This window comes from Mycobacterium alsense (genome assembly GCF_002086635.1).
GTDB classification, from domain to species: Bacteria; Actinomycetota; Actinomycetes; order Mycobacteriales; family Mycobacteriaceae; genus Mycobacterium; species Mycobacterium alsense.
Genome location: NZ_MVHD01000004.1, coordinates 190,191 through 202,000, shown reverse-complemented (window position 1 = coordinate 202,000; position 11,810 = coordinate 190,191). Strand labels below are relative to the sequence as shown.

Sequence of the window (11,810 nt, the reverse complement as noted above, 5' to 3'; positions counted from 1 at the left end):
GGCGGGGCCGGCGCCGCCGGCCCCGCCCGCCCCGCCGGTGGTGAAACCGGACCCGCCGGCCCCGCCGCTGCCACCGGCGCCGAACAGCCCACCCGCGCCGCCGGCGCCGCCGTTACCGCCGGCCCCAACCGCTGAATTCGTTCCCGACCCGCCGGCGCCGCCGTTGCCGATCAACCACCCGCCGGCCCCGCCGGGCTGCCCGGTGCCCTCTGCCCCCGGCGCGCCGTTACCGATCAGCGGTCGCCCCGTCAGCGTCAAGAAGGGCGCATTGATCGCACCCAGCACGTCTTGCTGCACGCTCTGCAGCGGCACGGCGCTCGCCGCCTCCGCGCCCGCGTAGGCGCCCCCGGCAGCGCCCAAGGCACTCACAAACTCGGAATGAAACGCCGCCGCCTGAGCGGCGAGCGCCTGAAAGGCCTGCCCGTGCCCGGAAAACAGCGACGCGACCGCCGCCGACACCTCGTCGGCTCCCGCCGCCAGGAGAACCCCGGTGCTGTGCGCCGCCGCGGTATTCGCTGCGGTCAGCGCCGAGCCGATATTCGCTAGATCCGTTGCCGCCGAAGACACGAACTCGGGGGCCGCCACCAAATACGACATCGCAATCCTTCCGCCAGATCGTCGACATATCGGTGAACCGGGTGGATATGAAATTGTGTCGAGAGCGTACGCCCATTCCGACCCGACAATCCAGTGTTCGCTCAAAATTCCGCCCGCCGTGCTAGATCACTTGTACTGCAGGAAGCTTCGGCGTGAGGGAGTATCGACACCGCCACCGAACAGGTGCATCCGGACGCGAAACACGGGCGCGTGAACGTTTGAAATGAGCCCGGACATTCAACGCACGGAGCGTGATTCAGCTTGAGGCCCCGCGATTAGGGTGAGCTCAATTGTCGAAATACCTTGACTTGTCCAGCAACCGGCGGTCGCGCTCCTCCTGGCGATCCAGCTGGTACGCCTCGACCTGTTCGGCGACCCACTCCTCGAGCAGCCGATCCTGCAGGGCGAACATCTCGCGTTCCTCGTCCGGCTCGCCGTGGTCGTACCCGAGTAGGTGCAGCACCCCGTGGATCGTCAACAGCGCCAACTCATGTCCGAGGCTGTGGCCGGCCGCGGCCGCCTGCTCGGCGGCGAACTCCGGGCACAGCACGATGTCGCCGAGCATCGCGGGCCCGGGCTCGGGCGCGTCGGGGCGCCCGCCGGGCTCGAGCTCGTCCATCGGAAAGCTCATCACGTCGGTGGGCCCGGGCAGGTCCATCCAGCGCATGTGCAGGTCGGCCATGGCGGCGGTGTCCAACAGCAACATCGACAGCTCGGCGCTGGGGTTGACGTCCATCCTGGCGATCACGAACCGTGCGACGCTGACCAGTTCGGTCTCGGAGACGTCGACGCCCGACTCGTTGGAGACTTCGATGCTCATGAGATCACCGCCGGTTGCGGACGCCGGAGGCCCGCCGGGCCGCCCGGTTCATCCCCAGGCCGGGTTCCTCGGATTTCGCGTAGGCGTCGACGATTTCGGAGACCAGCCGGTGGCGCACCACGTCCACACTGGTCAGTTCGGCGAAGTGGATGTCATCGATGCCGTCGAGAATGTCCACCGCCGCGCGCAGCCCGGAACGCGCGCCGCCCGGCAGATCGATCTGCGTAACATCGCCGGTGACAACGACTTTGGAGCCGAAGCCCAGCCGGGTGAGGAACATCTTCATCTGTTCCGCGGTCGTGTTCTGCGCCTCGTCGAGGATGATGAACGCGTCGTTGAGCGTCCGGCCGCGCATGTACGCCAGCGGCGCGACCTCAATAACCCCGGCGGACATCAGCTTCGGGATCAGCTCGGCGTCCATCATGTCGTACAGCGCGTCATACAGCGGGCGCAGGTACGGGTCGATCTTCTCGCTCAGCGTGCCGGGCAGAAAGCCAAGGCGCTCACCGGCTTCCACCGCGGGACGGGTCAGGATGATGCGGCTCACCTGCTTGGTCTGCAGCGCGTTGACCGCCTTGGCCATCGCCAGGTACGTCTTCCCGGTGCCGGCGGGGCCGATGCCGAAGACGATGGTGTTGGCGTCGATGGCGTCGACGTAGCGCTTCTGGTTGAGCGTCTTGGGCCGGATCGTCTTGCCGCGGCGCGACAGGATGTCGAGGGTGAGCACTTCGGCCGGCGACTCGTTACCGGTGCCGACCAACATGGCGACGCTGTGGCGCACCACCTCCGGCGTCAGCGGCTGGCCGCTCGCCACGATCGCCACCAGCTCGGAGACCACTCGCTCACCGAGCGCCACGTCGGCCGGTTCACCCGAGAGGGTGATGGCGTTGCCGCGCACGTGCAGGTCCGCGGTCAGCACCCGCTCGAGGGCGCGCAAATTCTCGTCGGCCGAACCCAACAAACCCACGACGAGGTCGGGCGGAACGTCAATGCTGCTGCGGACCTGAGCAGTGGCCGATGACGAGGCAGCAGCCTTGGTTTCGCGGGGCGACACGTGGTTTCTGATGCCTGCTTTCTGTGTTCTCGAGCGACGACAGCCGGTAGCCAAGTCTACCGCCAGCGGGACGCGTTGGTCCCCGTGTCAGGCCAACGCCGTCAGGCGGCGGACGCCCTGGTCAGGACGGCGGGCACACCGCCCTTGACGGGCCACGGGAGGTCGGGGTCGTGCTCGGGAGCCCAGCCGGCCGGCGTCTGGACGCGGAAGCGCTGGTGAATTTGCGCGAGCAGGAACTGCGCCTCGAGGTAACCCATCGCGGCGCCGAAACAGCGGTGCGGGCCGGCGCCGAAGGGCATGAACGCCAGGTTCGGCCGCTCGGCCGCGACGTCCTTGTCGTAGAACCGGAGCGGGTTGTAGCTGTCGGCGTCGGGACCCCACCAGCGCGGGTCGCGCTGCAGCGCGTAGATCGGCAGCCCCACCAGCGTGCCGCGCCGGATGCGATAGCCGCCGACGACGTCGTCGATCATCGCGAACCGGGGCTGCAACAGCAGCCCCTGCAGGCGCTGGCCCTCGTCGAAACACGCCTTCGCCCACTCCAGCCTGTCCAGATCGGCGTAGGTCGGCGGCGCCCCGTCGAGCGCGGCGACCTCGTCGCAGAGGCGCTGCTGGGCCTGCGGGTTCTGCGACAGGAACGCCAGCGTCCAGGACAGCGCGGCGACGACGGTTTCGTAGCCGCCGCCGATCAGCATGATGGCCTCGGTGATGACGTCGCGCCCGCTGAGGGGGGTCCCGTCCTCGTAGCGGGCGTCGAGGAGCACCTGCAGCAGGTCGTCGCGAGACCCCGGCTGGGCCCGTCGTTCCTCGACGCGTCTTTTCACCCAGCGCCGCATCCGTAACCACGCCTGCACGGGATTGCCGTCGCCGGGCAGCAGCCGCGGTGGGGAGCCCAGCAGCAGCGGCGACGACGCGCTCTGCATCAGGGTCCGGACGTCGACATCGAGGCGGTGCAGCTCGGCGTCGGAGAGCTTCAGGCTGAACATCGCGCGCATGAACCCCGGAATCACCACGTCGTTGATCTCGCGCTGCAGGTCCACGGGCTCGCCCGTGCCGGCGAACCGGTCCCATTTCGCCAGCCGCTCGGCGAACTCGTCGGCGACGACGGCGGCGACGCGCGTCAGCTGTTGGCGGCCCATCATCGGCGCCAGCGTCTTGCGCCGGCGACGGAACTCGTGTCCCTCCATCATCTGCATCGATGCGCCCAGCATTTTCCTGGCCGCGTCGGCGGCGGGGCCGATCAGGCTGTACTCGCCGTTGCGGTGGCTGACGACGTGCCGGACGTGGTCGGGGTGGTTCATCACCACCACGTCGTACAGCGGCAACGGCAGCCGGTAGATGTCGCCATAGGTGTCCCCGAGGTGCCGCAGGTAGCCGAACGGATCGGCCTTGAGCTCGGGCAGCACCCCGACGACGGGGCGCCCGCGGGGGCCGGGCGGGCGCGGCGCGACGTGTGGGCGGCGCCGCGATCGCAGCGCGTCCCGAGCGCGGCCGACCGGGTTGCGGGTGATCCAGAAGGTGTCCGGTGTCTCAAACATTCTCGAAGCAATAGATCCGGTAGGAGCTCTCCCCGCGCCGCAGCCCGTCGCACAGCTTGGAGATCGACGCGGCCACCGCGCCCCGGACCACGCCGCGCAGCATCGCCGGGGTGCGGCGGGTGAACATGTGCTGCGAGCGCGGCAGGCTCAGCTGCAGCCCGCGCACGACCTGCTCGTTGATGGTCTCTTTCGAACGCATCTGCAGCGGGCCGTCGGCCAGCTCGGCCTCCCAGTCGGCGAAGTGGTCGCAGCGACGGACATCGGCGTACAGCAAGTGACCGCCCGGGCGCAGCACCCGCGCGACCTCGACGAGAAAGCGCGGCAGCGACGGGTAGCAGTGCGACGCTTCGATGTTGATCACCGCGTCGAAGGAGTTGTCGTCGAACGGAAGGTTCTCGGCGTCGCCCTGCACGAAGTCCAGGCCGGGCTGGTTGTGCATTCTGCGGCAGACCTCGATGCCGGCCGGGTTGAGGTCCAGGCCCGTGTAGGAGGCCGGGCGCAGCGCGCGGGTCAGGTAGGCCGCCCCGCCGCCGTGGCCGCAGCTCACCTCGAGCACGGCCTTGCCGGCAAGGTCGGCCTGGGTCGCCGTGCGGTGGTAGAGCTGAATGCAATACCGGTCGGGCTCGTCCGCCTCCGACAGCGGCACGGACATCGGCGGGTCCTCTTCGTACCCGAGGTTCAGAAACGCCACGTCGTCGGCCCCGTGGCGGGTGATGAAGGGGTAGTAGTACTTCGCGAAAAGCTTCCACGCCGGGGTGGAGACGATCCGGGATGCAAGGCCCATGGGCGCGGGGTGCCCAAAAGGGATGGGGTTATTCGCGACTGATCAAACTCACAGCGAGGTCGACGCCGCCGGCAAATCCTTGTCGAGAACCTTGTGAGCCTGTTCGACGCCGGTGACCGGCAGCAGCGCCGGATCGAGCAATCCCACCTGTACCAGCAGCGAAGCCTGGTCCCAATAGATCCGCTCGTAGGCCACCCGCGCCGGCGTCGACTCGGCGTCGAAACCCATCACGACCACCACGGGCAGCAGGACCGCGCGACCGGTGGGCGCCACCCCCGGAAGGAAGGTCGGCATCGGGACGTCGTGGGTGAACGACATGATCATCTCGTCGACGACGCGGTCGGCGCCGACGGTGCGGCAGACCGGGACGATCTCGGTGTCGGCCGGCCAGTGCCCGATGAAGCATCTGGCGTAGAAGTCCGCCACCTGGTCCGCCCCGACGCCGCCCATCAGGGTGGGCACGTGATTGACGAAGGCGGTCGGGGTCATCGTCGCCATGGTGGCGGCGACGTCCTTGGCGACGAACTCGTGGGCGACGTGCTGGTCGAAGATGGCGCTCAGATCGTGCGGGCTGGTCATCGACGGGCTCCTTGGTCGCGGAGACTGTACGAAACTGTAATCGTGCAGCCAACGCGCCACTAGGGAACTACAGGTTCGACGAACCGTCCCAGCGGGGCGTCAGCACGCCCAGCGCGCCCAGCGCCACGGCGGCCGCGGTCGACGTCCGCAGCACCTGGGGGCCGAGCCGGACCGCCACCGCGCCCGCCCCGGTCAACGCGGCGAGCTCGTCCGGGGCGATGCCGCCCTCGGGCCCGACCAGCAGCAGCACCGAATCCGCTTGCGCCACATGGGCGGTCGCGAGGCGATCGGCGGCGGACTCGTGCAGGGCCAGCACCGCCGACCCGGCGGCCACCTCGTCGCGGACCCGCCGGGTCAGGGCCGCGGTGGACAGCACGCCCTCGACGGGCGGGATGTGCGCCCGGCGCGACTGCCGGGCCGCCGACCGGGCCACCGCGCGCCACCGGCGCAGACCCTTGTCGACCCGGGCGCCTTCCCAGCTGGCCACGCAGCGGGCCGCCTGCCAGGCCACGAACCCGTCGGCGCCGGCCTCGGTGGCCAGCTCGACGGCCAGCTCCGAGCGATCCGACTTGGGCAGCGCCTGCACGACCGTCACCGTCGGGCGGCCGGGCGCGACGCTCCAGCGCCCGAGCACCCGCGCGCGCAGGCCGTCGCGGCCGGCGTGCTCGACCTCGCAGCGGGCCAGGCCGCCGGCGCCGTCGCCGAGGACCAGCTGTTCGCCGGGCCGGATCCGGCGCACTTTGGCCGCGTGGAAGCCCTCGTCGCCGTCGACCACGGCCAGTGCGCCGGTGTCGGGCAGTGCGTCAACGTAGAACAGCGTCGCCACCATGCGCGGGACCCCGCAATCGCCCGGCTAGCGCCCGGTGAAGGTTTCGCGCAGCCGGCTGAACAGTCCGCCGCCGCCGTGCGTCGAACGGATCTCGGCCACGTCGCGGCTGCGGCGGTTCTTCAGCTCGCGCAGCAGCTCGGTGTCGTGTTGGTCCAGCCGGGTGGGCACCACCACCTCGACGTGGACGTGCAGGTTGCCGCGGGTGCCCGATCGCAGGTGCGGCATGCCGTGGCCCCGCAGCGTGATGATCGACCCGGGCTGCGTGCCGGGGGGGATGGTGATCTCGCTCTTGCCGTCGAGGATCGCGTCGAGGGTGACCGTGGTGCCCAGCGCCGCGTCGACCATCGGCACCGACACCGTGCAGTGCAGGTCGTCGCCCTCGCGGACGAAGATGTCGTGGGCCTGCTCGTGGACCTCGACGTACAGGTCGCCGGCCGGCCCTCCGCCGGGGCCGACCTCGCCCTGGGCGGCCAACCGGACCCGCATGCCGTCGCCGACGCCGGCCGGGATCTTGACGCTGATCTCCCGGCGGGCCCGCACCCGGCCGTCGCCCATGCATTGGTGGCACGGGTCGGGGATGACCGTTCCCACCCCGCGGCAGGTGGGACACGGGCGCGACGTGACCATCTGGCCCAGCAGCGAGCGCTGCACGGTCTGCACCTCCCCGCGGCCGCCGCAGGTGTCGCAGGGCACCGGCACCGAATCGCCGTTGGTGCCCTTGCCGTGGCACCGGTCGCACAGGATCGCGGTGTCGACGGTGACCTGCTTGGTCACCCCGGTCGCGCACTCCTCGAGGTCCAACCGCATCCGCAGCAGCGAGTCCGAGCCGGGCCGCACCCGCCCGGCGGGACCGCGCGACGCCGTCCCGCCACCGAAGCCGCCGCCGAAGAAGGCCTCGAACACGTCGCCCAGGTTGCCGAAGCCGCCGAATCCGGCGCCGGCGGAGGCGGCGCTCTCCAGCGGGTCCCCGCCCAGGTCGACGATCCGGCGCTTTTCCGGGTCGCTCAGCACCTCGTAGGCGGCGCTGATCTCCTTGAACTTCGCCTGGGCGCCCTCGTCGGGGTTGACGTCGGGATGCAGTTCGCGCGCCAGTTTGCGGTAGGCGCGCTTGATCTCCGCATCGCTGGCGTTCCTGCTCACGCCGAGCAGCCCGTAGTAGTCGCGTGCCACGCCTGACTCTCCTGAAAGGTCTCAAGCCGCGGCTAGGCGGCCATCCACGAATCTGCGAACGGTACTAACGGGTGCACGGTCATCGGGCACCCAGAACTTCACCGATATAAAGAGCAACCGCGGCCACGCTGGCGATAGTTCCCGGATAGTCCATCCGGGTGGGTCCCAGCACACCCATGCCGCCGTACACGGTATCGGAGCTGCCATAGGCGGTGGACACCATCGAGGTGCCGACCATCTGCTCGGCCGCGGTCTCGTGGCCGATGCGCACCGTCACCTTGCCGGCCTGCTGCTGGGCCGCCAGCAACCGCAGCACCACCACCTGCTCCTCGAGGGCCTCCAGGATGGAGCGCAGCGAGCCGCCGAAGTCCGCGGCGTTGCGGGTCAGGTTGGCGGTGCCGCCCATCAGCAGGCGCTCCTCGGTGTGCTCCACCAGCGACTCCAGCAGCACGGTCGCGGCGCGGCCCACGGCGTCGCTCAGGTTGTTGGCCAGCCCGCTACGCCCGTGCAGCTCCCCCGCCAGGTCGGCGACGGCGGTCGACGCCGCGGCCAGCCGCTTGCCCACCAGGGCCTGGCCGAGCATCTCGCGCAGCTGGGTGAGCTCGTGGTCGTCGATCACGTCGCCGAGTTCGACGATGCGCTGGTCCACCCGGCCGGAGTCGGTGATGACCACCATCAGCAGCCGGGCCGGCGTCAGGCCGATCACCTCGAGGTGGCGCACGGTCGACGCGGACAGCGGCGGATACTGCACCACGGCCACCTGCCGGGTCAGTTGCGCCAGCAGGCGCACGGCGCGGCGCAGCACGTCGTCGAGGTCGACGCCGGACTCGAGGAAGCTTTGGATCGCGCGGCGCTCGGCCGCCGACAGCGGCTTGACGTCGTCGAGCCGGTCGACGAACTCGCGGTAGCCCTTTTCGGTGGGCACCCGCCCGGAGCTGGTGTGCGGCTGGGTGATGTAGCCCTCGGCCTCGAGCACCGCCATGTCGTTGCGCACGGTGGCCGACGACACGCCCAGGTTGTGCCGCTCCACCAACGACTTCGAGCCGATCGGCTCCTTGGTGGCGACGAAGTCGGCGACGATGGCGCGCAGCACCTCAAAGCGTCGCTCGTCGGCGCTTCCCATCGGCGTCCACCTCCTTGATCGGGTCCATTTTACGGGGCGAGGGGGCCGCCAACTGCCATCGCGGGCGCCGGCGGCGACTTGCGGCGAGTTCCCGATTAATCTGTCCAGCATGCACTCGTCGGGCCTGGGCGGCGCGTCAGGGGCGATCCGGTGATTTTCAAGGGCGTGCGCGACGGCAAGCCGTATCCGGAGCACGGGCTGTCCTACCGGGACTGGTCGCAGATACCGCCGCAGCAGATCCGGCTCGACGAGCTGGTCACGACGACGACGGTGCTCGCGCTGGACCGGCTGCTGTCGGAGGACTCCACCTTCTACGGCGACCTCTTCCCGCACGCCGTGCGGTGGCGGGGCATCACCTACCTCGAGGACGGCCTGCACCGCGCGGTGCGCGCGGCGTTGCGGAATCGCACCGTGCTGCACGCGCGGGTGTTCGACATGGACGCGCCGCTGGGCCGGCCGCTGTAGCGATAGGGGCCTTTTGGCCTATTGGTCGGGGCCTTTTGGGCGGTCACGTTTCCGCGTCGCCGGGTGTCGACGTAGTAAGACCACGTTCACGAGGTTCAAGGAGGACTTGCCATGCCTCGGCTCCAGGGAGTCTCCGACCGCGACGCCGGCCTGGGGGCCAAGATCGCCTTCTTCTTCACCCGGCGCAAGCTCGCGCAGATGACCGGCCTCGAGACCGCGGGGATGCTCGAACCGCTGCGCATGTACGCGCGCATTCCCCGGCTGCTCAACGCCTACGGCAAGCTCGAGCAGGCCGAGTCGAAGCTGGACATCCTCAGCCCCCGCCACCGGGCGCTGGCCGAGCTGAAGGCGGCGACCACCGTGCGCTGCGAGTACTGCATCGACCTGGGTTCGCAGATCGCGCGCCAGTGGGGGATCACCGACGAGGAGCTGCTGGCCCTGTCCGACTACCGCGACGCCGCGTGCTTTTCCGAGCTCGACAAGCTGATCCTGGACTACGCCACCGCGATCAGCCGCACCCCCGTCGAGGTGAGCGACGAGCTTTTCGACGCGCTGCGCGGCCATTTCGACACCGCGCAGCTCGTCGGGCTCACCCACGTCATCACGCTGGGCAACCTGCGCGCGCGGTTCAACATCGCCCTCGGCATCGGGTCGTCCGGCTTTTCCGGCGACCGGGTGTGCGCCCTGCCCGATAAGGGCCGCACGTGACGTCTGGGCCGGACACCGCGCTGTCCGAGCGCTTCGAGGCGGCGCGGCCGAGGCTGGGCGCCATCGCCTACCGCATGCTGGGCTCGGCCGACGACGCCCAGGACGCGGTGCAGGAGGCGTGGCTGCGGCTGAGCGGGAGCGCCGGGGGCGGCGCGGGTATCGGCAACCTGGACGCGTGGCTGACCACCGTGGTGGCCCGGATCTGCCTGAACACGCTGCGCGACCGGCACGGGCGCGGGCGGGAGGAATTGGTCGGGCGCCTGCCCGACCCGATCGTGGAGGCCGAGGGCGAATTCGATCCGGAGCACCGCGCGATGCTGGCCGACGCGGTCGGGCTGGCGCTGTTCGTGGTTTTGGACACGCTGCCGCCGGCCGAGCGGCTGGCCTTCGTGCTGCACGACATGTTCGCCGTCCCGTTCGACGAGATCGCCCCCATCGTCGACCGCACGCCGGAGGCGACGCGCAAGCTGGCCAGCCGGGCGCGCCGGCGCATCGAGCGGGCGGACGCCGCGCCCGACGGCGGCGTTGCCGCGCAGCGCGAGGCCGTCGACGCCTTCTTCGCGGCCGGGCGCGCGGGCGACTTCGATCGGCTGGTCGCGGTGCTGGACCCCGACGTCGTGCTGCGCGGCGATTTCGGTCCCGCCGCGGCGCCGTTCCGGGCCGAGGGCGCGGCCGCGGTCGCCAAGCTGGCCCGCGGCTACGCGGGACCCGAGCGAGAGGTGCGCCGCGCCACCGTCAACGGCGCCCCCGGCGCGGTCATCGTCGTCGCCGAAAGGCCAAGCGCCATCATGGGATTCGTCGTCCGGGGCGGACGGATCGCCGCGATCGACGTGCTGGCCGACCCCGAGCGCGTCGGCCGGCTCGTCTAGGCTCGTCACCGAAAGTGCAGTCACTGCGAAAAAATGACCGAATCTTCGCGCTGGTTACACGCTCGGCGCGGCGGGGTTGCTGACTAGTTCGTGGCCGTGGCCGCTTGTATCAACGCGAGGGCGGCGTCGTGCTGCAGCACCCAGGTGCCGCCCTGGTTGACGAACGCCAGGTCCTTGGTGACCGGCCCGGCGAACTTCGGGCCCGAGATGGCCACGTCGGCGGTGGCCGCGTTCGGGCCGGCCGGCTGGATGTTCGTCACGGCGAACTGCTCCGGAAAGTTCCCGTTGCGGTAGGCCTTTCGCAGGTCGTGGTCGGCCACGTGACCCTCGTCGGGGGCGATCCCGTTTTGGACCAGGTTGGTCTTGGTCGTGTACGACACGCCGGGATCGGTCACCTGGTTGCACAGGTTGGTCAACTGTTCCGGCGTCGGCAGTTGCCCGGGCGCCGGCGGCGGGTCCTGCGGCAACGGCGCGCCGACCGCGGCCAGTTGCACCTGAGGGCTGGGCGGTGCGACGACACCTGCGACGGAACCGAAACCGGCGACGGCGCCGATGAGGGCGAACGCTGCCACGCTGCGAGCTACGGATTTCACGGTTTCCCCTTACTTGTGGACGTGACCTGTGTGAGTCAGTGTCCCGCGGCTTGCAAGAGCTCCATAGCCGAGGCGCGGGACAGCATCCAGCTGCCCTGGTTGACGAACGTGACGCTCTGCGTGACCGGGCTCGGGAGCTTCGGACCCGAAACCGCGACGTCGGCCGTGGCCGAACCCGGCGCGCCCGGCTGGATGTTGGTGACGTCGAACGCCAGCGGCAGGTCCCCGTGCTTCGCCGCCTTCTTCAGCTCGTGGTCGGCCAGGTGCGCCTCCGTCCCGCTGATGCCGCCTTCGACCAGGTTGCTTTTGTTGGCGAACGGAACACTCGGGTCCGCAAGGCTGTTCAGCAGGCCGGTCAACTGCCCGGCCGTCGGGAGGTCGACGCCGGGCACCGGGGCCGGCGGCGGGTTCTGCGGCAGCGGCGCGCCGACGGCGGCCAGCCGCACCTGGGCGGGGCCGCCCGCGACGGGGGACGGGCCGGCCGCGGCCCCCGCGCCCACGGCCCCCAGGGCCGCCGCGGCGGCGGCGAGGTATGTGATCGATTTGGGTCGCACGGTTGAGAACCCTCCCCCTCCGGGTCGCATGGTTGCGACGAACTGTAAGTGTGCGCTCTGCGACGGGTGTTCTGTGTCTCAGGCGTGTCACGTTACGAGCACGCTATGTGCGCGAGCGTTGAGCAATCTG

At 70.3% G+C, this 11,810-nt stretch carries 14 protein-coding genes; 3 read left to right on the top strand and 11 right to left on the bottom strand.

Going from position 1 to position 11,810, the window contains the following annotated elements; genetic code table 11:
* The 9 genes from BST11_RS04840 to hrcA all read right to left on the bottom strand — a co-directional run.
* On the bottom strand, positions 1-597 hold a 597-nt coding region (locus tag BST11_RS04840), incomplete at its 3' end, for a PE family protein (protein ID WP_142276187.1).
* A gap of 286 nt (positions 598-883) precedes the next feature.
* Positions 884-1,417 (bottom strand): rRNA maturation RNase YbeY, encoded by a 534-nt coding sequence (gene ybeY, locus BST11_RS04835; protein ID WP_083136840.1) that lies wholly within the window; start codon positions 1,415-1,417, stop codon positions 884-886.
* 4 nt (positions 1,418-1,421) lie between these two features.
* Positions 1,422-2,471 carry a PhoH family protein gene (locus BST11_RS04830; protein WP_083136839.1) on the bottom strand — a complete coding sequence of 350 codons (1,050 nt, stop codon included), beginning with the start codon at positions 2,469-2,471 and terminating at the stop codon, positions 1,422-1,424.
* Positions 2,472-2,572: 101 nt separating this feature from the next.
* Positions 2,573-4,006: a cytochrome P450 gene (locus BST11_RS04825; protein ID WP_083136838.1), complete on the bottom strand. Its 1,434-nt coding sequence runs from the start codon at positions 4,004-4,006 to the stop codon at positions 2,573-2,575.
* On the bottom strand, positions 3,999-4,790 hold the full coding sequence (locus tag BST11_RS04820; protein ID WP_083136837.1) for a phthiotriol/phenolphthiotriol dimycocerosates methyltransferase: 792 nt from the start codon (positions 4,788-4,790) through the stop codon (positions 3,999-4,001). The genes BST11_RS04825 and BST11_RS04820 overlap by 8 nt, the downstream gene beginning before the upstream one ends.
* Positions 4,791-4,838: 48 nt before the next feature.
* Positions 4,839-5,369, bottom strand: coding sequence for a nuclear transport factor 2 family protein (locus BST11_RS04815; protein ID WP_083136836.1), 531 nt, complete (start codon positions 5,367-5,369; stop codon positions 4,839-4,841).
* Between the two features lie 67 nt (positions 5,370-5,436).
* The gene (locus tag BST11_RS04810; protein ID WP_083136835.1) at positions 5,437-6,198 is read right to left on the bottom strand and encodes a 16S rRNA (uracil(1498)-N(3))-methyltransferase; all 762 of its coding nucleotides are present in this window, start codon (positions 6,196-6,198) and stop codon (positions 5,437-5,439) included.
* A 24-nt stretch (positions 6,199-6,222) separates the two neighbouring features.
* A complete protein-coding gene (gene dnaJ, locus BST11_RS04805) occupies positions 6,223-7,368 on the bottom strand; it encodes a molecular chaperone DnaJ (RefSeq protein ID WP_083136834.1) in 1,146 nt (381 codons plus the stop codon).
* A 79-nt stretch (positions 7,369-7,447) separates the two neighbouring features.
* Positions 7,448-8,491: a heat-inducible transcriptional repressor HrcA gene (hrcA, locus tag BST11_RS04800; RefSeq protein WP_083136833.1), complete on the bottom strand. Its 1,044-nt coding sequence runs from the start codon at positions 8,489-8,491 to the stop codon at positions 7,448-7,450.
* Between the two features lie 150 nt (positions 8,492-8,641).
* Between hrcA and BST11_RS04795 the strand changes: the two genes are divergently transcribed.
* The 3 genes from BST11_RS04795 (at position 8,642) to BST11_RS04785 (ending at position 10,533) form a co-directional block, all read left to right on the top strand.
* A complete protein-coding gene (locus BST11_RS04795) occupies positions 8,642-8,956 on the top strand; it encodes a type II toxin-antitoxin system VapB family antitoxin (RefSeq protein ID WP_067319111.1) in 315 nt (104 codons plus the stop codon).
* 111 nt (positions 8,957-9,067) lie between these two features.
* On the top strand, positions 9,068-9,664 hold the full coding sequence (locus BST11_RS04790; protein WP_083136832.1) for a carboxymuconolactone decarboxylase family protein: 597 nt from the start codon (positions 9,068-9,070) through the stop codon (positions 9,662-9,664).
* Positions 9,661-10,533 carry a sigma-70 family RNA polymerase sigma factor gene (locus BST11_RS04785; protein ID WP_083136831.1) on the top strand — a complete coding sequence of 291 codons (873 nt, stop codon included), beginning with the start codon at positions 9,661-9,663 and terminating at the stop codon, positions 10,531-10,533. The genes BST11_RS04790 and BST11_RS04785 overlap by 4 nt, the downstream gene beginning before the upstream one ends.
* A gap of 83 nt (positions 10,534-10,616) precedes the next feature.
* Here the strand turns inward: BST11_RS04785 and BST11_RS04780 are convergent, their stop codons facing one another.
* Together BST11_RS04780 and BST11_RS04775 are read right to left on the bottom strand one after the other, a co-directional pair.
* Positions 10,617-11,126, bottom strand: a complete 510-nt coding sequence (locus BST11_RS04780; protein WP_083136830.1) for an MTB12 family secreted protein — start codon at positions 11,124-11,126, stop codon at positions 10,617-10,619.
* 35 nt (positions 11,127-11,161) lie between these two features.
* Entirely contained in the window at positions 11,162-11,680 is a 519-nt protein-coding gene (locus BST11_RS04775; RefSeq protein ID WP_244897519.1) for an MTB12 family secreted protein, read from the bottom strand.
* Positions 11,681-11,810: the final 130 nt, after the last annotated feature.